General features: G+C 68.0%; 21 protein-coding genes and 2 pseudogenes. 9 read left to right on the forward strand and 14 right to left on the reverse strand.

What is annotated here, in order from left to right; all coding sequences use genetic code 11:
* The first annotated feature begins 51 nt into the window (after positions 1–51).
* From TN53_RS22990 to TN53_RS23000, 3 genes are all read left to right on the forward strand, one after another.
* The gene (locus tag TN53_RS22990) at positions 52–741 is read left to right on the forward strand and encodes a hypothetical protein (protein ID WP_046260497.1); all 690 of its coding nucleotides are present in this window, start codon (positions 52–54) and stop codon (positions 739–741) included.
* Positions 742–765: 24 nt separating this feature from the next.
* The gene (locus TN53_RS44185) at positions 766–2,445 is read left to right on the forward strand and encodes a 5'-methylthioadenosine/S-adenosylhomocysteine nucleosidase (RefSeq protein WP_095046665.1); all 1,680 of its coding nucleotides are present in this window, start codon (positions 766–768) and stop codon (positions 2,443–2,445) included.
* Positions 2,446–2,549: 104 nt separating this feature from the next.
* Positions 2,550–3,365: an SAM-dependent methyltransferase gene (locus tag TN53_RS23000; RefSeq protein WP_046260498.1), complete on the forward strand. Its 816-nt coding sequence runs from the start codon at positions 2,550–2,552 to the stop codon at positions 3,363–3,365.
* Positions 3,366–3,537: 172 nt separating this feature from the next.
* On the opposite strand, the pseudogene TN53_RS23005 reads toward TN53_RS23000, so the two are convergent.
* A pseudogene (locus TN53_RS23005) lies at positions 3,538–4,638 on the reverse strand (pectate lyase family protein); the annotation flags it as partial.
* Between the two features lie 495 nt (positions 4,639–5,133).
* Here TN53_RS23005 and TN53_RS23010 point away from each other — a divergent pair.
* Positions 5,134–6,216, forward strand: a complete 1,083-nt coding sequence (locus tag TN53_RS23010) for a right-handed parallel beta-helix repeat-containing protein (RefSeq protein ID WP_234441678.1) — start codon at positions 5,134–5,136, stop codon at positions 6,214–6,216.
* 273 nt (positions 6,217–6,489) lie between these two features.
* Here the strand turns inward: TN53_RS23010 and TN53_RS23015 are convergent, their stop codons facing one another.
* Both TN53_RS23015 and TN53_RS23020 read right to left on the reverse strand, forming a co-directional pair.
* Positions 6,490–6,849 (reverse strand): tetratricopeptide repeat protein, encoded by a 360-nt coding sequence (locus tag TN53_RS23015; protein ID WP_095046666.1) that lies wholly within the window; start codon positions 6,847–6,849, stop codon positions 6,490–6,492.
* Positions 6,850–6,929: 80 nt separating this feature from the next.
* Positions 6,930–8,038 (reverse strand): annotated as a pseudogene (locus TN53_RS23020) (LLM class flavin-dependent oxidoreductase).
* A 241-nt stretch (positions 8,039–8,279) separates the two neighbouring features.
* Between TN53_RS23020 and TN53_RS23025 the strand changes: the two are divergent.
* The gene (locus TN53_RS23025; protein ID WP_046260501.1) at positions 8,280–8,651 is read left to right on the forward strand and encodes a DoxX family protein; all 372 of its coding nucleotides are present in this window, start codon (positions 8,280–8,282) and stop codon (positions 8,649–8,651) included.
* A 261-nt stretch (positions 8,652–8,912) separates the two neighbouring features.
* Here the strand turns inward: TN53_RS23025 and TN53_RS45415 are convergent, their stop codons facing one another.
* From TN53_RS45415 to TN53_RS23045, 4 genes are read right to left on the reverse strand one after another with little or no spacing between them, the layout of a single operon-like run.
* A complete protein-coding gene (locus TN53_RS45415) occupies positions 8,913–9,536 on the reverse strand; it encodes a hypothetical protein (protein ID WP_199924636.1) in 624 nt (207 codons plus the stop codon).
* Positions 9,537–9,584: 48 nt separating this feature from the next.
* Positions 9,585–10,904, reverse strand: a complete 1,320-nt coding sequence (locus tag TN53_RS23035; RefSeq protein ID WP_046260502.1) for a replication-associated recombination protein A — start codon at positions 10,902–10,904, stop codon at positions 9,585–9,587.
* A gap of 56 nt (positions 10,905–10,960) precedes the next feature.
* Positions 10,961–11,377, reverse strand: a complete 417-nt coding sequence (locus TN53_RS23040) for a PPOX class F420-dependent oxidoreductase (protein WP_199924637.1) — start codon at positions 11,375–11,377, stop codon at positions 10,961–10,963.
* 13 nt (positions 11,378–11,390) lie between these two features.
* On the reverse strand, positions 11,391–11,600 hold the full coding sequence (locus TN53_RS23045) for a hypothetical protein (protein ID WP_095046667.1): 210 nt from the start codon (positions 11,598–11,600) through the stop codon (positions 11,391–11,393).
* 366 nt (positions 11,601–11,966) lie between these two features.
* Between TN53_RS23045 and TN53_RS49590 the strand changes: the two genes are divergently transcribed.
* Positions 11,967–12,401: a helix-turn-helix domain-containing protein gene (locus TN53_RS49590; protein WP_420719118.1), complete on the forward strand. Its 435-nt coding sequence runs from the start codon at positions 11,967–11,969 to the stop codon at positions 12,399–12,401.
* Here the strand turns inward: TN53_RS49590 and TN53_RS23050 are convergent.
* The 3 genes from TN53_RS23050 to TN53_RS23060 form a co-directional block, all read right to left on the reverse strand.
* A complete protein-coding gene (locus tag TN53_RS23050; protein ID WP_046260504.1) occupies positions 12,379–14,727 on the reverse strand; it encodes an alpha-L-fucosidase in 2,349 nt (782 codons plus the stop codon). The genes TN53_RS49590 and TN53_RS23050 overlap by 23 nt on opposite strands.
* 418 nt (positions 14,728–15,145) lie before the next feature.
* Entirely contained in the window at positions 15,146–15,670 is a 525-nt protein-coding gene (locus TN53_RS23055) for a hypothetical protein (protein WP_046260505.1), read from the reverse strand.
* Between the two features lie 444 nt (positions 15,671–16,114).
* Positions 16,115–16,582, reverse strand: a complete 468-nt coding sequence (locus TN53_RS23060; protein WP_046260506.1) for a MarR family winged helix-turn-helix transcriptional regulator — start codon at positions 16,580–16,582, stop codon at positions 16,115–16,117.
* Positions 16,583–16,867: 285 nt separating this feature from the next.
* Between TN53_RS23060 and TN53_RS23065 the strand changes: the two genes are divergently transcribed.
* Positions 16,868–17,899, forward strand: coding sequence for an LLM class flavin-dependent oxidoreductase (locus TN53_RS23065; RefSeq protein ID WP_046260507.1), 1,032 nt, complete (start codon positions 16,868–16,870; stop codon positions 17,897–17,899).
* A gap of 26 nt (positions 17,900–17,925) precedes the next feature.
* Entirely contained in the window at positions 17,926–18,642 is a 717-nt protein-coding gene (locus tag TN53_RS23070; protein WP_046260508.1) for an NADPH-dependent F420 reductase, read from the forward strand.
* Between the two features lie 61 nt (positions 18,643–18,703).
* On the opposite strand, the gene TN53_RS45425 is transcribed toward TN53_RS23070, so the two are convergent.
* From TN53_RS45425 to TN53_RS23080, 3 genes are read right to left on the reverse strand one after another with little or no spacing between them, the layout of a single operon-like run.
* Complete coding sequence (locus TN53_RS45425) at positions 18,704–19,321, reverse strand: LLM class flavin-dependent oxidoreductase (protein WP_095046669.1); 618 nt, start codon at positions 19,319–19,321, stop codon at positions 18,704–18,706.
* A gap of 54 nt (positions 19,322–19,375) precedes the next feature.
* Positions 19,376–19,723 (reverse strand): GNAT family N-acetyltransferase, encoded by a 348-nt coding sequence (locus TN53_RS23075; protein WP_046260509.1) that lies wholly within the window; start codon positions 19,721–19,723, stop codon positions 19,376–19,378.
* Between the two features lie 22 nt (positions 19,724–19,745).
* Positions 19,746–20,735, reverse strand: a complete 990-nt coding sequence (locus TN53_RS23080; RefSeq protein WP_046260568.1) for a pirin family protein — start codon at positions 20,733–20,735, stop codon at positions 19,746–19,748.
* Between the two features lie 94 nt (positions 20,736–20,829).
* On the opposite strand from TN53_RS23080, the gene TN53_RS23085 reads away from it, so the two are divergent.
* Positions 20,830–21,312 (forward strand): carboxymuconolactone decarboxylase family protein, encoded by a 483-nt coding sequence (locus tag TN53_RS23085; protein WP_046260510.1) that lies wholly within the window; start codon positions 20,830–20,832, stop codon positions 21,310–21,312.
* Positions 21,313–21,486: 174 nt separating this feature from the next.
* Here TN53_RS23085 and TN53_RS23090 read toward each other — a convergent pair whose 3' ends face one another.
* Positions 21,487–22,437 (reverse strand): NmrA/HSCARG family protein, encoded by a 951-nt coding sequence (locus tag TN53_RS23090; protein ID WP_046260511.1) that lies wholly within the window; start codon positions 22,435–22,437, stop codon positions 21,487–21,489.
* Between the last annotated feature and the right edge of the window lie 140 nt (positions 22,438–22,577).

The raw sequence follows: 22,577 nt of genomic DNA on the forward strand, positions 1-22,577 counted from the left end.
CGGTCCAAGACCGGTTCCCGGCCCGGAGCACGGACGTTCGGGGGGACAGAAATGGATCTCAACAAGAAGACGGACAGCGACAGGGAAGAGCGGCGGCGTCGACGTCGCTGGGGTGTCATCCCGCGCTGGCTGGAGGTCCTTGCCATCTGCATGGCGACCGTGGCGGCAGGCTTCTTCGGCGGCAGGGTCACGGTGGTTCAGGCCGACGCCCCCACGCCGACAGCCACCATCACAGCAACGGTCACGGCAACACCGGAACCCAAGGTGAGCGCCGGGGGCGAAGCGGATCCACCGGCCGACGATCCGACAACGCCCGAACCGAGCGCACCCGAGAACACCTCCAGCGTCTACCTCGCGGACCTCGACCCCGTAGAGGGGGACCGAAGCGTCCAGCCCATCACCGTCCACGGCCGGCACTACGCCAAGAGCATCACGCTCACCTGCAGCAGCAGTGGAACCAGCGTCGTCTACAGCACCAGCGGATACACACAACTCAAGGCAGAGGCCGCCATCGTGGCCGACTCGCCCAACGCGATCGGTTCCATGGGGACCATCAAGGTCACCAACGCGGCCGGAGACCCGATCGGCAAGGACGCCACCATCCAGTCCAGCAGGGCCACCGAACTCTCGGTCGACGTCACCGACCAGGACCAGATCCAGATCGCCTGCGTGATGACGAAATCCGGCGACGAGGAGGGCTGGTACTTCTACGGCGGCCTGGGCGATGCCACGCTGTCCTGAACAGCCCGGAACGATAGAGATTCCATGAGGCCACAGGCGCCCGGAGCGGACATCGTCGTCTTCAGCGCGCTCGGCAAGGAGTCGGCCGCGGTTATGGATCACCTCGAAGGACCGCTTGTCGAACACGAGGTCCGCGGAGCCCTGTTCGAACTCGGTGCATTCACCGGCGAGCACGCCACCTGGCGCGTGGCGTGCCATGAGACGGGAGAGGGAAACACCGCCGCCGCAGCCCTCGTCGAACGGGCGGTGACGGAGTTCGAGCCTCACCACATCTTCTTCGTGGGCATCGCGGGCGGTCTCAAGGACGTGCAGCTGTGCGATGTCGTCGCCGCCCGCCACATCTACGACTACGAGAGAGGCAAGGACGAGGAGGAGGGCTTCCAGGCCCGTATCACCACTCATCTGTCGACCTTCGCCCTCGTCCAGCGCGCCCAGTCGGTCGCCCGCTCGGACATCTGGCGGAACCGCATCAGGTCTCCGCTGCCCGACCGCACCCCGAAGGCCCACGTCAAACCCCTCGCCGCCGGCTCGAAGGTGGTGGCCAGTGAGCGCTCCGCCACGGCTCGGCTGCTCGCCCGGCACTGCGGTGACGCGCTCGCGGTGGAGATGGAGGGATACGGCTTCCTGCAGGCCGCGTACATCAACGCGGGCGTCGGCGCACTCGTCGTCCGGGGGATCTCCGACCTGCTGTCCGACAAGGGTGAGGACAACGACGACGTCTGGCAGCCCGCCGCCTCCAGGTGCGCCGCGGCCTTCACCTTCGAGGTGCTGTCCAAGCTGTCCGCTCCCCCGGGCCGCCGACGGGGACTGGGGAACTTCGTAGGCGAGTTACGCCGGACGCGGCTGCCCGGCGGTCAGGCCACGATCGGGTTCGGGCCGGATCACACGGCGGTCGTCATCGGTGGGGACGGATCGATCGAGCGGTGGGACCTGAAGTCGGGCGAGACTCTGGCCGGTGCCCCGGGCGAAGCCGAACTGCGCCTCGGCCACCAGGCCATCGCCTCCCCGTCCCGCCACAGTGTCGCCATCGCCCGCCGGACGCGCCTGGAACTCGTCCACTTCGTGGGCACGTCCGGCGAACACCGGCGGCGTACCGCGCCCCTGGCCCCGGACGAGTTCCTGGTCACCAGTGGCGGCACCGTTCTGGCGACCCATGACGGCCGCCGCCTGGCCGTGCGCGACTTCGACGACGGCCGGATTCTCCGCGAAGTGCCCTGCCCTCCGGGCCTCGCGGCATCCGCCATCAGCGCCGACGCCGCCGTTGCCGCCATGGCCACCTCGAACAAGGTCCACATCCACCAGCACCATCGTGGACCGGTCGAACTGGACATCCGCAACCGGCTGGAGATTCTCAAACCGGGCTGCTGGCTGAGCGTCTCCCCCTCCGGAAGGTACGTCGCGTGCGCCACCTTCCGCGAACTACGGGTCTGGCTGACGGCTGATCAAACCGTCGTCCTGCACCGGGAGTTCAGCAGGCATGAGAGCGTCGACAGCCTGGGAGCCCAGGGCATGCGTCTGCTCTGCACCGACGAGGGGAGGGTGCTGTGGCTTCGTCGGGGCCTGCTGTCCCAGGTGACCCGCCATCCCGAGATCCGCCATCTCGAACAGGCCGGCCGTTACGACGACTTCGCCGTTCACCCCGACGGAAACCTGCTGACGGCCGTCGGCATCAGCCTCGTACGGACCTGGGAATGGAACGGCTGAGGCCGACCAACCCGAACCCTTCAACGGGTGGGCGCGAAGCGGGTGTTCAGACGTAGGTTGTGCGATGAATGATCCATACCTCGGCTGAAGGACTGACGCGACTCATGACCGACCCTGTGACGACGCCCGATCCAGCGGAGCACCAGAAGATCGACACCTCTGTGCCGCACTCGGCCCGCATCTGGAACTACTGGCTGGGCGGCAAGGACAACTACCCCGTGGACGAGGCGGCCGGCGACGCCTACACCGCCGTCTTCCCCGGCATCGTCACCATCGCCCGCAGCAGCCGCGCCTTCCTGCGCCGCAACATCGCCCATCTGGTCTCCGAGGCGGGGATCCGGCAGTTCCTCGACGTCGGCACCGGCCTTCCGACCGCTCAGAACACCCACGAGGTCGCCCAGCAGCTCGCCCCCGAGGCACGGATCGTCTACGTCGACAACGACCCCATGGTCCTGGGCCACGCGCGTGCCCTGCTCTATTCCACCCGCGAGGGCGCGACCGCCTACATCGACTCCGACGTCACGGACCCGGACCGCATCCTCGCCGCGGCCGCGAAGACGCTGGACTTCGGTCGGCCCACCGCGCTCATCCTCAGCAACATCCTGGGACATGTCGCCGACCGCGATCAGGCCCACTCCATCGTCACGCGGCTCATGGACGCCCTGCCCTCGGGGAGTTACCTCTCCATCAACGACGGCTCACGCGGCATCGACCCGGTCTTCGAGCAGGCCCAGGACGCGTACAACGACAGCGGGGCGGTGCCGTACAACCTGCGCACTGTTGAGGAGATCACCGCGTTCTTCGACGGCTTGGAACTGGTCGAGCCGGGCGTCGTCTCGGTCACGCAGTGGCGTCCGGAGCCCGGTTCCACCAGTGCGGACGTCATCGCCGAGCACGGCGGTCTCGCCCGGAAGCCGTAAGCGGCAACCGGCTGTACAAACTCTGCTGTCGTCGCGGCACGACCCGGGTCCCGCGATCAAGCCGGTCGTGCGGGTCGGCAACCAGGAGGTATCCATGTCGCCGTCCCGCACGTTGCCACAACCCATCCGGCGACCTGGTCGGTCCGGCTGTGGGTGCGCGTGCCTACGGTCAGCAGCTGCCGTCCGACACCAGCAGACCCTTGCCGGCGCCTGCCGTCCGACTCACGATGCTCGGCACGCAGGCAGTCGCGTCGAGGCTGTGGGCGTAGGGGATGCTCACCGTGGTGTTGGACTTCGGGTCGGGGCCTGCGGGATGGTTCTCCGAACCGGGGCTGGACCAGGTCACGTTGTCGAAGATGTTGCCGCTGACCTGCCAGTATCCGGCCGCGTCCGTGTAGAAGGTGCCGAGGACGTCCTTGGAGTCCTCGAAGTAGTTGTTGTCCACCTTGGCCTTGGCGCCGGCTCGTGAGTTGATGCCGGACTCGTTCAGGCTCACGTAGTGGTTGTTGTACATGTGGGCCGTGCCGCCACGCAGCAGAGGTGCGCGGGAGTCGATGTTCTCGTACCGGTTGTGGTGGTAGGTGATGAAGCTGTTCGAGACGTCACTCTCACTCGACCCGACGAGGCCACCGCGGCCGGAGTTGCGCAGGATGCTGTAGGAGAGCGTCACGTACTGGGTGTTGTCCTTCATGTCGAAGAGACCGTCGAACCCCTGCGCCTCCCCACCCGACGCTTCCAGGGTGGTGTGATCGACCCAGATGTTGCGGACGTTGCGCTCCATGCCGATGGCGTCACCGCCGTTGGACGTGGGTGAGCCCGACTTCTTGACGTTCCGGACGGTCACGTTCTGAATGATGATGTTGCGGGCGTCGCGGATGTGGATGCCCAACTGGTCGAAGACAGCGCCGCTGCCGACCCCGATGATCGTGACGTTGCTGACCTCCTTGAGCTCGATCACGCCGGCGGCGGTGTTGCAACTGGCGCCCGACACCTTGGTGGTGTTGCCGTGGTTGATGGTCCCCTGAACCTCGATGGTGATCGGGGTGCTGCTACTGGCCCGGCCGCACAGGGCCGCATGGATCGCGGTTCCCGTGGTGGCCCGTACGGTCTGCCCGCCCGCGCCTCCAGTGGTCCCGCCGTTCTGGGTCGCGTAACCGCTGGCACTACCGGTCGCCGCCGACGCCTCGGGTATCGACAGAACCGCACCGGTCGCGGCCGTGAAAGCCATCGTGGCCAGGGCCGCATAGAGTCGCAGTGGGAGTGGTCGCTTCATCCTCGTCTCCTCGTCATTCTCGGCTCTTGGGCTGATAGGTCGACGCAGCTGCCTGGCAAGCGCTTTCTCGGACCGTAGGGACCTGTCACGACCACGTCAATAGTGTTGTACTGAATTTGTTCATGTAGGTGAACAGGCAGTGGCGCAGTACCTCACGCGATACGCCTCAAGTTTGCGAGCCACCGCCCTGGAGAGGCATGTCGGCCGTTACTGCCACGGCCCCAGTCCATCACGCCCCACGCTTGGGCGCGACAGAGACCATCGCACCTGTATTCACAGATACAGACAACGATCATGCACAGACACCTTGACGTGGCTATGACACGCTTCTTAACTTCTCCAGAAAGCGCTTTCCCGCCATCCGTGCAAGGCCTCGCTCTGGAGACGAATCATGCGCCTGAAGCACGTCGCCGCGTCCACCGCCCTCTCCGGACTGCTGGCCGGCTTCCTCACCTTGGGCTCCGCCGGAGGTGCGCATGCCGCGACCGACCGTACGTGGCGCCGAACGGCAGCGACAGCAACGCGGGGACGCTCGCCGCCCCGTTGAAGACCATCCAACGCGCCGTGGATCTGGCGCAGGCGGGGACCACCATCCAGGTCCGGGGCGGGACATACGCACCCAGCACGAACCTTCAGTTACTCAAGAGCGGCACGGCGAGCCAGCCCATCACCCTGCGCAACTACAACGGCGAACGCGTGGTCATCGACGGCGAGAACATGCCGTACACCCCCGGAGCGGTGGATTCGAGCATCCCCCGTCCCGAGCGCGGTGCCGTTCACATCGAGGGGGAGTACTGGCGGCTCGTCGGCCTGGAGATCATCCACGGCCCCTACGGCGTGTTCGGACTGGACACCAGCAGCAACGTCTTCGACCGCCTCGTCACCCGGGACAACTACGAGTCCGGGTTCCACCTCCAGGGCGCTTCCAGCAACAACCAGATCCTGAACCTGGACAGTTACGGAAACCGCGACCCCCGCAAAAACGGTGAGAGCGCCGACGGGATCGCCATCAAGGAAGGTGCCGGCAGCGGCAACGTGTTGCGCGGCGCCCGGCTGTGGAACAACGCCGACGACGGCCTGGACTTCTGGATGTTCGACAACTCGCCGATCCTCGTGGAGAACACGCTCGCGTGGGGCAACGGGTACAACCGGTGGAGCCTGCCTGACTACCAGGGCGACGGCAACGGCTTCAAGATGGGCGGCAACGGCGTGGCTGCCAACCACACCGTCCGCAACAGCATGGCGTGGGACAACTCCGCCGGCGGCTTCGTCGACAACAACAACCCGGGCCAGATGAAGATCGAACGCTGCACCGCGTGGGACAACGTGAAGACCGGCTTCAACTTCAACCGCTCCTCCAGCACGCTGACAAAGAACCTCGCGGTGGCCAACGGCACCGACGTATCGCTGGGATCGAACTCCACGGGCAGCGGCAACTCGTGGAACCTTGGCGGCAGTTGGTCACTCGCCAGCACCAATGCGAGCACCATCGCGGGGCCCCGGGCGGCAGACGGCTCCATCCCGTCCTCCACGTTCCTGCGCCCCAGCAACGGCGCGGATGTCGGGGCACGGTTCTAAGCGGGCGCGCCCGAAAAGCTCGTCAAGAACCTGACGGAGCGACGGCGCTCGCGTTGGCCGAGGCGACGACAGACATGACGCGCGCGTTCAACCGCGGCTCGGTCGTGGGCAGGGCGCCCCGTGCCGGATACTCGACCAGTGCTGCCGAACGGCACGACGGCCTTCGGCGACCAAGGCACAACCAGCGAAGCGAACCCGACCGGGAACCAGTCCGCGGGACAGCGAGGAGGGACACCGGATCGACCGGTGCCCCTCTTCGGCGCGCCCGCCGCTTCAGGTCTGGGAGGGCAGTTCGCCCGAGAAGGCGGCGGCCATCCGCAGCCAGGACGCCGCCTCGTCGCCACGCCCCTGGCGTTCCAGGGTGCGGCCCAGCATCAGGTGGGCGTAGTGCTCCACCGGATCGCGGTCGATTACCTGACGCAACTGCTCCTCGGCGCGCCCCAGTTGGGCCGAGTGGTAGTAAGCGCGGGCCAGCAGCAGCCGGGGACCGGTCTGCTCCGGAACCTCCTCGACGACGACGGCGAGGAGACGGGCAGCTCCGATGTAGTCCCGGGCCTCGAAGAGCAGTTGGGCCCTCTCCCAGCGTTCGAGGACGCTCTCTTCGTGCGGCACGCCGGCGCCGTTGTCGAACAGGTGGAGGGCGCTGGCCCAGCGGTCGGGCGCGACTCCGTCCTGCGCGGGTTAGTCGTTGAAGCTGTCGAAGTTGTCAGCCATCACTCTTCCCTTCCCGCCGACTCCCGGGCGTGGTCGGTGCCGCGGGCGGGGAGCAGCGAGGTGTGGGTGGGGGCGTCGGGCACGTCGGCCGGCCGGTCGACGGGAACTCCTTGCGCAAGACCGGGACCACCTCCGCACCGAGCATGTCGATCTGCTCCAGCGCCGTCTTGAGCGGGACTCCGCCGCCATCCACGACGAACAGCTGGCGCTGGTAGTCACCGGCGTAGTCGCGGAAGGACAGCGTCTTCTCGATGACCTGCTCCGGGGTGCCGACCGTCAGCGGAGTCTGCTCCATGTACTCCTCCATGGACATCCCGCCGCCCATCACCGGCGAGTGGTCGAAGACCGGGCGGAACTCGCGTATGGCGTCCTGGGAGTTGCGGCGCATGTAGACCTGGCCGCCGAGGCCGACGATCGCCTGCTCGGCACTGCCGTGGCCGTAGTGCGCGTACCGCTCCCGGTACAGGTCGATCATCTTCCTGGTGTGCTCCTTCGGCCAGAAGATGTTGTTGTGGAAGAACCCGTCGCCGTAGTACGCGGCCTGCTCGGCGATCTCCGGTGACCGAATGCTGCCGTGCCAGACGAACGGCGGTACGCCGTCCAGCGGCCGCGGCGTGGAGGTGAAGCCCTGGAGCGGCGTGCGGAACTTCCCTTCCCAGTCCACAACCTCCTCGCGCCACAGTCGCCGCAACAGTGCGTAGTTCTCGACGGCGAGGCTGATCCCGTCGCGGATGTCCTTGCCGAACCACGGATAGACGGGACCGGTGTTGCCGCGGCCCATCATCAGGTCGACCCGGCCGTCGGCGAGATGCTGGAGCATCGCGTAGTCCTCGGCGATCTTCACCGGGTCGTTCGTGGTGATCAGCGTGGTGGAGGTGGACAGGATGATGCGCTCGGTGCGGGCGGCGATCCAGCCCAGCATCGTGGTCGGGGACGACGGCACGAACGGCCGGTTGTGGTGCTCGCCGGTCGCGAAGACGTCCAGGCCCACTTCCTCGGCCTTCTGTGCGATGGCGACCATCGCCTTGATCCGCTCGTGCTCGGTCGGCGTACGGCCCGTGGCCGGGTCCGTGGCGACGTCACCAACGGTGAAGATGCCGAACTGCATCGTGATCAGCCTCTCATAATGTTGATACATCAACCACGGCATCGTAACGCGCCCAGGTGTATCCATATTCCAGCTGCACCCGCCAACCGCTCTCTGCTCTCACTGACACCCCACCTCCGTCACCCACCTAGTTGACACATCATCCGCGTTTCCCTATGTTCCTCATGCTGAACCCGTTGACGAAACAACCAAGAGGCCACGACCCCCGCCGGGACGGGCCACACCGGAGGGAATCCACCCCATGTACATCACCGCTGCGGTCCTCAGCGTGCTGCTCGCCCTTGTGTCGCTGGCCGCCGGCGTGCCGAAGGTGCTGCTGAAGGGAGACGTGCCCGCGGGGCTCCAGTCCCACATGGGTCTGAGCGCCGGGCTGGTCCGTTTCATAGGACTGGCCGAGGTCGCCACGTTCGTGGGCCTGGCCGTGGGGCTCTTCTGGCAGCCTCTGGGCATCGCCGCCGCCGTCGGCTTCGGGATCACGATGATCGGCGCGGTGGGCTTCCACGCCAAGACCGGCGACTACGCCGACCCCGCCACGCGCGGAAACGCCATGGCCCCCATCATCCTCGCGCTGGTCTCCGCGGCGACCGCCGTCACACTCGTCCTGGCTATGTGAGCCCGACCCTCGAGGCACCGGCCCGGCCGCCCCCGCAGCGGTCGGATACCGCGTCCCGGTCGACCGATCACCCAGGCAACGACCTACCACTGCGAGGAGCGGCTCCGGCCCCGGAAGCGCGGCGCGACCTGTCCTGCCCTGACTGTTCCGTGCCGCGCTTCCGGCCTTTCGGCAGATCCACGCTTGGGGATGTTCTCAGCCCGGCATCACCACGTACTTTCCCAGCGTCACACTGGCTTCCAGGTCGCGCACAACTGGTGGTCAAACACGTCGGCCGGCAAGCCGGAGGCGGCGCCGCCGTAGGCCGTCAGCCGCACCCCGTTCGGGATGTAGCCGAGGGGGCTGAAGTCCTGGATGGTCCACGTGTCCGACAGTGCGCCCGTGAAGCAGACGGTGCGCGGCGTCGACGCCTTCCGGGAAGATCTCCCGCACGGTCCGGGCGATCTCGCCGTCGTCGACGATCGGGTGGTCGACGCCGACGTCCCGCAGCGTCTCCTTGCGTTCGGCGCGGCGGGTCGTGGAGAGCACGGTGGCTCCCAGGTCCTTCGCCATGGCGGCAGCTGTCAGCCCGACCGCGCCGTGCCGCCGCGGATCAGCAGCGTCTGCCCAGAGCGCAGGTCGAATCCGGTGCCGAGGGAGCCGTTCCGCTGCCGGCTGGCGCTTCGTCGACGACGCCGACGCATTCGAGCCCGGCACGCATGGCAGCGTCACGTCGGGGCTGGACGGGCCTTTGCGTGTGGTGACTTCGGATTCGTTGACCCCGAAGGCCTTGACCCTGATTCGAACCCATCCGGGCCGGACCTTGGGCAAGGGCACGTCTTTGACGACGAGTTTCTCCACACCTCCGGGCTCGGCGACCACGACGGCCCGCATTGTTCCTGCCATGGCGACTCCTTGTTCGTACAGGTGTCTGTGCGCGCGGGTCGGCAATCATCAGTCGGCGGAGTCGGGGTGTTGCCCGCGCAGGACCGACCACCGGTCCAGTCGGCGGCGGATGTGCTCCTCGTAGCCGCTCCCGGTGGGGTGGTAGAAGGTCTCGCGGTCCATGCCCTCGGGGAAGTAGTCCGCGCCGGAAAACCCCTCCGGCGTGTCCGGGTCGTACTGGTAACCCTCGCCGTAACCGATGTTCTTCATGAGCCGGGTCGGCGCGTTCAGGATGTGCAGCGGAGGCATCAGGGAGCCGGTCCGGCGGGCGCGCTGCTGTGCGGCGCCGAACGCCCGGTAGACCGCGATGGACTTGGGGGCGGTCGCCAGATGGACCACGGCCTGTGCGATGGCCAACTCGCCTTCGGGTGAGCCAAGACGCTCGTACACGTCCCAGGCCGCCAGGGCCTGTTGCACCGCCTGCGGATCGGCCATTCCGATGTCCTCGTTGGCGAAGCGTACGAGCCGGCGGGCGATGTACAAGGGGTCCTCGCCGCCGTCGAGCATGCGGGCGAACCAGTACAGGGCCGCGTCGGGGTCGGAGCCGCGCATGGACTTGTGCAGCGCCGAAATCAGGTTGTAGTGGCCCTCCTGGGCCTTGTCGTACAGCGGAACCCGCCGCTGGATCTGCTGGGCGAGACCGGAGGTGTCCAGCGGCGGAGTGCCCTCGGGCAGCGCCTGGAGCTGCTCGGCCATGTTGAGCAGGAACCGGCCGTCGCCGTCCGCCATGGCCATCAGGGCCAGGCGGGCCTCGTCGTCCAACGGCAGTTCGCGCCCGGACAGCTCCTCGGCGCGTGCGATCAGGGTGCCCAGGGCCGTGTCGTCGAGGCGTTTGAGAACGAACACCCGGCAGCGGGAGAGCAGTGCCCCGTTCAGCTCGAAGCTGGGATTCTCGGTCGTGGCCCCGACGAGGGTGACCGTCCCGTCCTCCACGTAGGGCAGGAAGCTGTCCTGCTGGGCGCGGTTGAACCGGTGGACCTCGTCGACGAACAGCAGCGTTCCCTGACCGATCTCGCGCCTGCGCCGGGCCCCCTCGAAGACCTTCCTCAGGTCCGCGACACCGGAGAACGTGGCCGACAGCGGCTCGAAGGCCAGCTCGGTCCGCTGCGCCAGGAGCCGGGCGATGGTGGTCTTCCCGCATCCGGGCGGCCCCCACAGGATCGCCGACACCAGCCGCCCCTGCTCCACCATGCGCCCGAGCGGGGCGTCGGACGCGAGCAGGTGTTCCTGCCCGACGACGTCCTCCAGCGTGCGCGGCCGAAGCCGGTCGGCCAGCGGACGCTGCGTGACCTCGTCGAACAGCGGCAGCGCTTGTGCTTCGTGCTTCATGGGCAGGTCCTTGGCTCCTGGCCGCGCGGTGGATGTGGCGAGCGGCCGGGTGTTCGTCAGTCGGTGACGCCGCCGTGGGCGATGACCTTGGTGAGGTGCAGGCCGACGACGAGTTCACCGGGGACGGCGTTGCGCCTGCCGAACTCCTCGGCCTTGTCCGCACGCATGTACCGGGCACCGGCCCGGGTGGCGACGTCGAGGAGTTCGTCGAGGTCCTCGCTGAGCGTCACCTCGCCTCGCGCTTCGACGTAGGCGGACGGAGGCACGTCGTCGGCGACGCAGAGGGAGGCACGGGGGTCAGGCCGCAGGTTGCGGGCCTTGGCCGTCGCGCCACCCGTGGTGAACAGGAAGGCCTCGCCGTCGAGGACGTACCGGACGGGAGTGATGTTCAGGGTGCCGTCGGCCCCGAGGGTGCCGAACCGTCCGGTGGGCGCGCCGAGGGTGACGATGGCGTGCCATTCCTCGGTCGACATGCTGTGCATGGGATCAGACGAGGCGGCCGTAGGTGTGCGGATCAACAGGCTGCCGGGACTTCGGCAGCCGGCCGACGACCAGCCGGTAGGAGTCGGTCACCAGCTCCCTCACGACCTTCTCGTCGAGGGTGTTTCCGCCCTCCAGCGTGATCCACTCCAGGCCGGCCCCAGGCAGTCCTTCGGCGCAGTCGGCCGCGGCCTTCTGCAGTGCTTCTTCGTCCAAGGTCGTCCACTCCTCGATTCCTGTCCGTGCCCCGACCAGCGGGCCAGAGAACGAAGGGCCGTTCCCGCATGATCAGCGCGTGCGGCGGCACCGGCAACACGACGACGGCGAGCCCCGCGCTCACCATCCTTTCCTCGCGAACGACGATCCGCTCGGCAAATTGCGGACACATGATGGTCGACAGGCGACACGTGTCGGGAACGGAGCGGAGTTCCTCCGCCCTCTTCACCTCGCGGTCCGACTCCGCCGCACGCGCAGAGCCCGAGTCCGTCCCGCAAGTACGGCTCCCAGCCCCCGGTCGCACCCGTACGGACTGGAAGTGACCACCGCCGAGGACTTCCACGCCGACCACGACGACTGGCCGCCGTGGAACCCCGCCCCGCCAACGACGGCCGGCTGCTCGGCTGTTCCGTACGAACCCTCAGCCGAGCTTCCCAGGCCGTCACCGGCACCGGAGCACGGCAGGTCATCGACGAGCACCGCCTGTTCGAAGCACGCCGCCTCCTCGGTCACGCCCGGTGGACCGCCCGCGCGGTCGCCGACCCCCTCGGCTGCACCGACACGGCCGACTTCGGCCGCTTCTTCCGACACCACACCGGCCTCACACCAGCCGCCTACGCGGCTCGTCAGGCCACCCCGGCTCCCCGACACTCCCCCGCCGGTGGATATCCACCGTCACCCAGTCTCCTTCGCGAGGAGAGCCGTTGCCCCGAACCGGTGTCGCGAGCAGCGTTGTGCCGTCGCGACCACCGGTCGGGCTCAGGATGTCCCTCGGTCCTCACGCACGCCAGTGCGCTTTGAAGACCCACGCGTGCTGCCCCGCCCTGCGTGCGGCTTCGGGGACGTCGATGACCAGCGCCCCGTTGCTGACGGTCCACATCAGGGGTCGGCCGTGGCCGAGCATCGTCACCCTGTCGCCGGTGCGGATCGGGATCGGTGCTTCGACGGTGAGTTTGGTGCCCGGCCTCGCTAGGGAGTGGATGTAGAAGGCCTCGTCCGGGCGAACGGTGAACCGCAGGTCCTCGCCCAGTTGGGCCATCCGGGACCAGTACGTGGTGTCGTAGATCGCCTCTCCGTTGGTGCGGAGCCAGCGGCCTGTCTCACGCAGCCGGGTCTGCATGATCTCAGGGATGGTGCCGTCGGCACGCGGGCCGATGTCGAGCAGGAAGTTGCCGTTCTTGGAGACGATGTCGACGAGGCTGTGCACGACCTCCTCCGTCGTCATGTAGGCGCCGTCCGGGGTCGCCTGGTTGTATCCGTAGCTGAACGGGTCCAGGCCGCGGCTCGACTCCCACTTGGCGACGACCGTGTTGTCGTACGTCGTGTACTCGGGGGTCGTGAAGTCGTGGAAGCCGATGCCCGAACGGTCGTTGACGGTGACGTCGATGGGCCGGGCGCGGTTCTTCGCGTGGTTGAAGTACTCGGCCAGGACGTGGAGGCTGTCGTTGGCGCCGCCGATGTCGCACCAGATGAGCTCCGGGTCGTAGCCCTGGACCAACTCCAGCATCTGCGGAGCCTGGTAGTCCTTCACGAAGTCCTTGCCCCCGGTGTAACCCGTGTAGGGCACCGGCTCCAGGTTGTATGGATTGCGCGGGGCGTGACCCATCCAGGGGTTGTCCGGGTTGAACCACTCGGGCATGGAGAAGTAGAGCCCGCGGTGGAGTTCGGGGGCGTAGCGGCGGGACGCGTCGAAGAGTTCCTTGATGAGATCGCGCTTCGGGCCCATCTTCACGGAGTTGCGGTCGGAGACCTTCGTGTCCCACAGGGCGAAGCCTTCGTGGTGCTTCGAGGTCAGTACGTGGTATTCCGCGCCCGCGTCCCGGAACAGTTCGACCCAGGCGCGCGGGTCGAACTTCTCGGCCGTGAACATCGGGATGAAGTCGTCGTAGGCGAAGTTCTCGCCGTACGTCTCGCGGTGGTACCCGTAGACGGCGTTCGCCGGGTCCTGCATGTGGTTCCAGTACCACTCGGCGTACTGCTTTCCGACCGGCGACCAGGCCGGCACCGAGTAGATGCCCCAGTGGATGAAGATGCCGAACTTGGCTCCCTGGAACCAGTACGGCGCCTGGTGGCCGGAGAGAGAGGACGCGGTGGGCTGGTAGTCGGCCACTCCGAGGGTCAACCGGCTTTCCTGCGCGTCGACTTGGGTTCCGCGTCCGGTGACGGTCACCGAGCCGTCGCGGACCGTGCCGGGGGCGGTGCCCGCACGGTTGCGGATGCCCACGCGGATGCGGGCCTGCTCACCGGGGTCCAGGCGGCGGACACGGGCGGCCTCGACGGTCCGTGCTCCCGGAACCTCGACGCCCACCGACACGCCGTCCGCGGCCAGGACGGAGACCGTCCCCGCGTTGACGACGGTGGCTTCGATGCTCTGGGCGCCGGACGACTCCAGCAGCAAGTTCGTGGACCGGGCCCCGCGCAGGGCCAGCGCGCGTCCCTGTGCGGCAGGTTGCAGGGACAGTGCGAACACATGGAGCGACGCCTTGTTCGCCTGCGCCGGGTTCGTCACCGGGAGCGTGATCGCTACGGCGTCGCGCTGCGGGTCGAGCCACAACTCTGACGTGCCGATGCCCACACGGTGTTCGTCCTTGGTGCCGTCCGGTGTGTAGCGGTACGGCACCGACAGAGATCCACCCGTCGCGTACCAGTCGGATCCGCCGAGGGTGGCGGTCGTGGTCGAGCCGTCCGCGTAGTGGACCGTGGCCTTGCCGGAGGCGTTGCCGTAACTGCCCGCGGTGAGGAAGAGCGCCGAGAGGTAGCGGCCTTGGGGCAGTTCTACGCGCTGGCCGAGTGCAACGACATTGTTCTTCGCGCCCGTGTCCGAGGCCGGGAAGACAAAGGGCGTGCCGTCGACTTCGACACGGCCCGCTGGAAGATCCTCGCCCGGGAACGTGTAGCCCGAGCCGTCGAAGTCGCCGCCCCGTGCGGAGGCGGTGTCGATGCCGTCGTTGTCGTAGAGGGAGTCGAGTGGAACAGGCACTGGGTCGGGGACGGGGGCCCACGGCCCGGCGTACTCGGCGAGTGGTTCGACGGCGTGTGCGGCGGTGGGTGAGGCAAGGGGAAGGGCCGCAGCGGCGGCGACTCCGGCCGCGGTGCCCAGGACCTGACGTCTCGGATACGTACCCATGAGCGGCTCCAATTCATCGGATGTCTGATGATTGAATGGACTCATCACGCTGTCAACTGCCCTGACAGAGAGGAAGGTTGAGATATAGGTCGGATGAAAGGTGTTTGCTCGTCACCGCGCCCCTCCGGTGCGCGGCTCTCCGCAAGTCGATGCATGGGTCATTTGAGGCATGTGGGAAAATGGGCGGTCAGCCTCGTCCGGCCAGAGCGTCGAGCAGTTCGGCGGTCATGATGATCACCTGTGCGATCTACCCGCAGTCCGACGCAAGGGCCACGCCGACGTGTCGCAGACCCGGCACCGACGGCTCCGGCCACCCCACCCGAGTGACGGCGGCTCCTGAATAGGTTCGGGGGCGGAAGGCGGAGCGTCAGGACCGCACCCGCCCTGAGCTTCGCGGCTCGGCTGCCCGGCGCCACGGTCAGGCGGCGCGGAGAAGCATCGCAAGGGCGGCCGGGGCCGCGGCGCGAGCCGTGGTCGTGCGCACGGGACGGGCGGTGCGGACAGTGGTCGCGGTCTGCGAACGGTTCCGCGCGAAGACGACGAGGCGCAGCACCGCGAACCGCGCAACACCGGTGAGTGCGGAGGCCGACAGGTAGACGACCTGCTCCAGCACCGCACCGGGCGCCGCCACCAGCAGTTGCAGGACAAGCATCGCCACAGAGGTCGCCGCGTACGCGGCCGCCGCGGACCCGGCCGACTGCGCATGCTGGCTCCGGGTCGCGCGCCCGCCCGCGCCGAAGGTGAAGCGGGAGTGCAGCTCGGTGGCGAGGAGCGTGGAAGACACGGTAATCACGGCATTGGCCAGAGCCCAGGTAATCCAGGTGTCAAGGGCTGCCACGGCGAAACTGGAAGCGATCCCCACCCCACCACCGAAGAGCACGAAGCGGGCGAAGGCGGTGATGGCACCGGGTTCCGCCTGCTGGTGGCTCTGCACGATCTCCATGACCCAGGTCCCTTGATTGACGCATCATCTTTTATACGTGACACATCAACTAGCTGTCAACGGACGCCCGCCCTATGTCGATGACGTCCTCGGCAGCGGGCGGAAGGGACGGTCCGGCGCGAGCGAGGGCCGGTCGTCGACGGGCTGCCATATCCGCTCGGGAATGAGCCCGGCGCCGTAACCGGTCCGATCTGTGGTGCCGCTGCACGACGTCATCGCACTGCGCCCGACCCGACACTGTCGCGGCGGCAGCAGATACGGGCCTGATGGTCTACTTCTCGATGAAAAGTCCAGCCACCCTCCCGTGGCCGGATAACGGCACAACGGGGTCTGCGGCCGCCATGCGGATCAGAGCCCAGCCGTACGCCGCCCGGGTTTCGGGATGTCGGGCGCCCAGGAGGCTCTCAGGGAGCCTTTGCCGCCAGGTGGCGCTGCAATCGGTGATCAGGCGGGGTCCTCGTCCAGCTTCGCCACCACTCGTTCGGAGATGTCGGCCAGAGTCCGCAGCTCCGCCGGGGTGACATGGTCGAGGAACAGCTCTCGCACCGCCTCGACATGCAGCGGAGCCGCCGCCTCGATCGCCACCCGCCCGGCGTCCGTGATCACCACGAACGCTCCCCGCGCGTCCTCGGGGCACTCCTCGCGGATCACCAACCCCCGCCCGGCCATCCGAGCGATGTGGTGGGACATCCGGCTCTTCTCCCACTCGAGCGCCGCGGCCAGATCCTGGTAACGCTGCCGACCGTCCGGCACATCCGTCAGATTGACCAGCACGCCGAAATCCGCGGCCGAGAGCTTCGACTCACTCTGCAACATGCGCGACAGGCGCCCCCCCAGCCGCTCATGCAACCGGACAAAGCTCCGCCAGGCGCGCTGCTCCTCCGCCGTCAACCACCGCACGTCTTCATCCATACAAGCGAGTGTAGATGAGTTGATGGGTCACCCAGTTACCCGAAGGCCAATCCATCGGCCATGACATCTTCCGCGGTGGGTCGCACCTCGCCGTCCACTGCGTCGCCGAGATCGCAGCGCGCAGCTCAGCTTCCATGGCCTCGAACGCGACGCCGGCCTCGACCTCGGGCCATCGGCCAGCCTTTAGTTGACGCATCAATCAAAATAGCCCATTCTTGATACGTCAACCGTTGGTCCCATGGAGTCATCCCGCACGCGCAACCCTGCTCACGAAGGAACCCAGCCATGTCTGATCTCGTCTTCGGTCTGGACACGTTCGGCGATGTACCGGAGGACGACTCCGGCACCCCGGTGTCCGACGCACGGGCCATCCGGCAGGTCGTCGAGGAGGCCGTTCTCGCGGAGGAGACCGGCGTCGACGTCCTCGCCCTCGGCGAGCACCACCGCCCCGAGTTCGCGATCTCCAGCCCGGAGACCGTTCTCGCCGGCATCGCCACCCGCACCGAGCGGATCCGCCTCTCCTCCGGCGTGACGGTACTGAGCTCCGACGATCCGGTCCGGGTCTTCCAGCGCTTCTCGACCGTGGACGCGCTCTCGAACGGCCGGGCCGAAGTCATCCTCGGACGCGGCTCGTTCACCGAGTCGTTCCCCCTGTTCGGATACGACATGAGCGACTACGACGTGCTGTTCGAAGAGAAGATCGAGCTCTTCGCCAAGCTGCTGGAGGAGAAGCCGGTCACCTGGAGCGGCACCAAACGACCCGCGCTCGACAACGCCGACGTCTTCCCCAAGACCGAGTCCGGGCACCTGACCACCTGGGTCGGTGTCGGCGGCTCGCCGCAGTCGGTCATCCGCACCGCGCGCTACGGCTTCCCGCTCATGATCGCCATCATCGGCGGCAGCCCGGAGCGTTTCGCGCCCTACATCGACCTCTACCAGCGTGCCACCGATCAGTTCGGTACGACCGCCCACCCGGTCGGCATGCACTCGCCCGGCTTCATCGCCGACACGGACGAGGAGGCCCGGGAGCTGCACTGGCCGCACTACAAGGTCATCCGCGACCGCATCGGCGCGCTGCGCGGCTGGCCGCCGGTCCGCAAGGAGGAGTACGCGCACGAGATCGAGCACGGCTCCCTGTACATCGGCTCGCCCGAGACGGTGGCCCGCAAGATGGCCGCCGCCATCAAGGCCCTCGGTGTCGGCCGGTTCGACCTCATCTACACCACCGGCGCACAGCCGATCAGCGCCCGGCTGCGCGCCGTTGAGCTGTACGGCACGAAGGTCCTCCCGATGGTCCGCGACCTCCTCGCCGACTGACCCGACCGACACCGAACGGAGCGGAAATGGCCACCACCGACATGGCGACCATCGGCATCCTGGGCGCGGGAAAGGTCGGCACCGTGCTCGCGCGGCTGGCACGCGCGGCCGGCTACCGCGTGCTCATCGCCGGATCGGGCGACCCCGCCAAGATCGCCCTCACCGTCGAAGTCCTCACGCCCGGCGCGACCCCGGTCACGGCGGCTCAGGCGGCGGCGAAGGCGGACGTCGTCGTCCTGGCCCTCCCCCTGGGCAAGTACCGGAGCATTCCGGTGGAGGCACTGGAGGGCAAGCTCGTCATCGACGCGATGAACTACTGGTGGGAGGTCGACGGGGTCCGCGAGGACCTCACCGACCCGCACACTTCCTCCAGCGAGATCGTGCAGCGGTTCCTGTCCGGCGCGCGCGTGGTCAAGGCCTTCAACCACATGGGCTACCACGACCTCGAGGACGGGGCCCGGCCCGCCGGAACCCGTGGCCGCAAGGCCATCGCCATCGCCGGTGACGGGCCTGACGACCTGAGTCTCGTCGCGCGCCTCGTCGACGACTTCGGCTTCGATCCCCTCGTCGCGGGACCACTCGCCGCAGGAGTACGGCTCGAACCGGGCACGGAGCCGTTCGGCGCCAACGTCGACGCCGAGGAGCTGCGCGCGATGCTCAGCCGCTTCCCCGAGTCGGAGCGCGGACGGGCCGTCGCCGCCGCACGGGCCGCTCTTTCGGCACCGGCCCGCGAGCCGTCGTAGGCATCGGAACGCCACCGAATTCGGCGGCGGCCTGGACGGTCACGTCCCGTGGCCGGCTGGATCACTGACGCCGTTCTGGGGAGCCGTAGTGGACGTGTCCACCGTTGGGAGCAGCCGGTATCGGGACGGACCGGTCAGCTACGGGATGTCCTGACCAGCTCCCGTACGGCGGGCGCGACTTCCTCGCCGAACTGCTGGATCGCGGTGGGGTCGTCGCCGCCAAGGATGTAGCCGGAGATGCCGTGTTCGAGGGTGGCCTCGGCGAGTTGCTCGGCCCACCCGCGACGTGGTAGTGGGTGCCGTCCATGCGCACTCCGCCACGCCTTTCGGGGTGCCAGATCTCACGGATGATCGTGATGGCCTCTTCGAGGGCGTCGACGGACTCGCCGGGTGCCAGCCGCCGGCCGCCGATCGCTTCGATGGCGTCCCAGAATGCGCCCGTTCCCAGCGCCAGTTCGACGCGACCGCCACTGAGTAGATCCAGTGTCGCGGCGCTGCGGGCAATGACCACGGGCTGGCGCATCGGCAGGTTCATCACGTTGGGCGCCAGCTTGATACGGCTCGTCGCCGCCGCTAGGTACGAGATCAGCGTCCAGGAGTCCAGCAACCGTGGTTGGTAGGGGTGGTCCTGGAACGTGGCGAGGCCGAGCCCGGCCCACTCCGAGAGCCGGGCCTGGATAGCTGCTGCCCTTGCGGTTGGGGAGGCTCGGCCGCCACGTCCGGCGACGACAAGTCAGCCGAGGTGCGCCTCAAGCCACCGCAGGACCTCAGGGGTCACGGGGTCGGTGATGTCGGCGAACTCGTCATGCCGCTTCAGGAACTTGGCCACGTAGGGGCAGACAGGGACTATCCGCTTCTCGGAGGCGCGCGTGTCGGTGAGGGCCTGCCGCACCAGCTGTGCGGCCAGGCCCTGCCCGGCGTAGGCGTCGTCGACCTCCGTATGGAAGAACACGCGCTGCTCACCGCGGTCGCGGTACTCGGTCATGCCGGCGCGCTTGCCGTCGACCACGATCTCGTACCGATGGTGTGCGTCCACGCGCTCGACGACCGGGGCGGCATGGTCGGCAGAAGGCTGGCTCATGGGGGGGCCTTTCCGAGGGAGGTCAGCGACGCGGAGGGTTGCGGCGCGGCTTGATGGTGGCGTTGGGCAGGGCGGGTGCGGGGAGACGGCCGCCGGGAAAGCTCTCGATGGTGCCGAAGCGGTCGGAGGAGGTTTCCCAGTCCTCGCGGGCCTTGACGATGTCCTCGTGGGTGCGGCCGATGAAGTTCCACCACATGACGAGCTCCTCCTCGAACGGAGTGCCGCCGAGCAGAATCGTCCGCGCCGGACCGTCCGACTCGTTCGTGAGCGTCAAGGTGCCTGCACCCGGCGGGACATAGCCCAGTTCCGCCCTGTGCAGCAGGGTGTCGGCCACACGGACGTCCCCGCTGTCCACGAGAACGCCGTGCTCGAACCCGGCGTCCATGGGGAGGGTGACCGTCATGCGCGGTTCGAGGATGATCTCGGCTCCGAGCAGCGGCGTGAACGTCCGCACCGGGGAGACCTCACCGGCGAGCGAGCCGAGAAAGACCCTGATCTCGGCCCCCTCCATCCGCACCGGCTCGGGCGCGTAGTGCTGGAACTCCCGTTCGGCGTTGCGGTGCTCCTCCGGTAGCGCCACCCACAGCTGGACGCCGTGGACGACGGTCGTGCGCGGGGTGGAGACCTCCGAGTGGGCGATGCCGTACCCGCCCGTCATGAGGTTGATCTCCCCGGGGCGCACCAAGGCGTGGGTGCCGAGCGTGTCGCGGTGCTCCACCTCTCCGCTGAACAGCCAGGTCACCGTCTGCAGGCCGGTGTGCGGGTGCGGGGGGAGCGTCATGCCGCCCCTGTCGGTGACCGCGTCGGGACCGTAATGGTCGGCGAAGCACCAGGCGCCGATCAGTGGCCGGTCCCGCTGCGGCAGCGTCCGCCGCACCGTCATCGAGCGCGGTCCGCCCAGTGGCACCTCCCGCGCGGGGAGAACGTCGACCCGGGGCACCCCGGTCGGCCGTACGTCGTCGACCGGCGACCCGCATGCCATCACCGCCGGCTCGGCTTCTGCATTGCTCACCGAGACCACCTCTCCTGGAATCTAGTTGTTGCATCAACTATGATGTCATGATCATAGAGCGAAGGCCACAGCAAGCAGACAACGAGCGGGAGACATGCGGATCTTCATCGACAAACAGAGCCCCAAGGCCTTCCACGCCCTTCGGCAGACGGCAGAAGCGGTACGGACGGCGGCCGCCGAAGCGGGGCTCGACCGCACCGCTGTGGAACTGATCAATCTCCGCGTGTCGCAGATCAACGGCTGCGCCTACTGCCTCGACACCCACACCAGGGCAGCCCTGCGCGCGGGCGAGTCGACGCAGCGGCTGGGAGTGCTGGCCGCCTGGCGGGACACCGAGGTGTTCTCCCCCACGGAGCGTGCGGCCCTCGAACTGGCCGAGGCCACGACCGACCCCACCGATTACGTCGGACAGCAATCCGCCTACGAGACGGCTCGGCAGGTGCTCACCGACGACCAGATCTCCGCTGCGATCTGGGTGGCGGTCACCATCAACGCGTTCAACCGGGTCTCGATCATGAGCAAGCACCCGGTACGGGCGGATCGAGGGGAGAACGGTGCCACAGTGTCCGATGGGTGACGCGTCTCCCGCGCGGCGCGGGTGGGGTGAGCGTCATACAGCCGTACGTGCCTCGGGGCGCCGGCCCGCCACCTCCTTCCCGACGCGTACCGTCGGCCAAGGAGGCAGCGGTCGGTGCGTGCGCCTTCGTCTTGCGCGAGCCGCACCAATGCCGCGGCTCGCGCCGGGGCTCAGTCAGTTCGACTCGAACTTCGAGGCGTTCTCGGCCAGCCAGTCGTCGAAGCTCTTCAGCGCCGGGTTGATCTCCCGCACCCGGGTCAGATCACGGGCGCCGGTGAACTCGCGGTCGAAGTCGCCGTAGTACTGGAACATGTTGCCGAGCTCCTCGGCCAACGGAATCTCGAGGGTACGGAAGTAGTCGTAGGGCACGGACTGGAAGCGGACCGGCTCGCCCAGCGTCCCTGCCAGCTTCTCCGCGTACTGCGCACCGGTCAGATGGTCGCCGGCCAGGCCGACCGTCTGGCCGATGAAGCTCGCGCCGCCCTTGAGAATGGCGAAGGCCGTCCGGCCGATGTCCGCCACGTCCACCCCGGACAGGAGCTTGCCGTCCTCCAGGGGCAGGTTCAGCGCCAGTACGCCGTCCTCGCCGCGCTGGGGGCCGAGGCCCTGCAGGAAGCCCTGGAAGTAGAAGGTCGTATTGAGGAAGGTGGTCGGCACTCCGGCCTTCCTGAACAGCTCATTGCCCTCACCCTTGATATCGAAGTGCGGCACGTTGTACTGCTCCTGCAGCACCGGCATACGGCCGTCCTCCAGCGGCAGCAGCACGCGGGTGTCCTCCAGCGTCGACCAGACCACGTGCCGCAGTCCGGTGGCCGCAGCGGCCCGAGCCAGAACCTGGATCTCCGCCAACTCCTGCGCCGCCGAACCGTGCGCCCAGAAGTTGGTGACGAGGAAGGCACCGTAGGCACCCTCGAACGCCTTGTGCACCGTCGACTCGTCACCGAAGTCCGCCCGCACGACCTCGGCCCCGAGCGCCGCGAGTTCCCTGGCCGCGGGCGAGTCGGGATCCCGGGTGAGCGCGCGCACCGTGAAGCCCGACTCCGGATCGGCCAGGATCGCTCGAGCGGCCCCGCCACCCTGCGCACCCGTTGCTCCGGCGACTGCGATGACCTTCTTGTTGCTCATGAGGGGGTCCTTGTCAGAAGAGGCTGGTTGTTGATGCGTCAACAACGCTAGCGCACCTCTGTTGACACATCAACCCGAGGGTCAAAATCGAACCACGATCGTCTCGGCTGGCCGGCAAGGCCTTCACCCGCACGCCGAGG

Origin of the sequence: Streptomyces sp. WM6386 (genome assembly GCF_000972385.1) — a bacterium.
Classification (GTDB): Bacteria; Actinomycetota; Actinomycetes; order Streptomycetales; family Streptomycetaceae; genus Streptomyces.

What these genes read in the sequence shown, in the direction of transcription:
- TN53_RS22990 (WP_046260497.1), top strand. Translation starts at nt 52, where the DNA reads ATGGATCTCAACAAGAAGACGGACAGCGACAGGGAAGAGCGGCGGCGT.
- TN53_RS44185 (WP_095046665.1), top strand. Translation starts at nt 766, where the DNA reads ATGAGGCCACAGGCGCCCGGAGCGGACATCGTCGTCTTCAGCGCGCTC.
- TN53_RS23000 (WP_046260498.1), top strand. Translation starts at nt 2,550, where the DNA reads ATGACCGACCCTGTGACGACGCCCGATCCAGCGGAGCACCAGAAGATC.
- TN53_RS23025 (WP_046260501.1), top strand. Translation starts at nt 8,280, where the DNA reads ATGTACATCACCGCTGCGGTCCTCAGCGTGCTGCTCGCCCTTGTGTCG.
- TN53_RS45415 (WP_199924636.1), bottom strand. Translation starts at nt 9,536, where the DNA reads ATGGCAGGAACAATGCGGGCCGTCGTGGTCGCCGAGCCCGGAGGTGTG.
- TN53_RS23035 (WP_046260502.1), bottom strand. Translation starts at nt 10,904, where the DNA reads ATGAAGCACGAAGCACAAGCGCTGCCGCTGTTCGACGAGGTCACGCAG.
- TN53_RS23040 (WP_199924637.1), bottom strand. Translation starts at nt 11,377, where the DNA reads ATGTCGACCGAGGAATGGCACGCCATCGTCACCCTCGGCGCGCCCACC.
- TN53_RS23050 (WP_046260504.1), bottom strand. Translation starts at nt 14,727, where the DNA reads ATGGGTACGTATCCGAGACGTCAGGTCCTGGGCACCGCGGCCGGAGTC.
- TN53_RS23055 (WP_046260505.1), bottom strand. Translation starts at nt 15,670, where the DNA reads ATGGAGATCGTGCAGAGCCACCAGCAGGCGGAACCCGGTGCCATCACC.
- TN53_RS23060 (WP_046260506.1), bottom strand. Translation starts at nt 16,582, where the DNA reads ATGGATGAAGACGTGCGGTGGTTGACGGCGGAGGAGCAGCGCGCCTGG.
- TN53_RS23065 (WP_046260507.1), top strand. Translation starts at nt 16,868, where the DNA reads ATGTCTGATCTCGTCTTCGGTCTGGACACGTTCGGCGATGTACCGGAG.
- TN53_RS23070 (WP_046260508.1), top strand. Translation starts at nt 17,926, where the DNA reads ATGGCCACCACCGACATGGCGACCATCGGCATCCTGGGCGCGGGAAAG.
- TN53_RS23075 (WP_046260509.1), bottom strand. Translation starts at nt 19,723, where the DNA reads ATGAGCCAGCCTTCTGCCGACCATGCCGCCCCGGTCGTCGAGCGCGTG.
- TN53_RS23085 (WP_046260510.1), top strand. Translation starts at nt 20,830, where the DNA reads ATGCGGATCTTCATCGACAAACAGAGCCCCAAGGCCTTCCACGCCCTT.
- TN53_RS23090 (WP_046260511.1), bottom strand. Translation starts at nt 22,437, where the DNA reads ATGAGCAACAAGAAGGTCATCGCAGTCGCCGGAGCAACGGGTGCGCAG.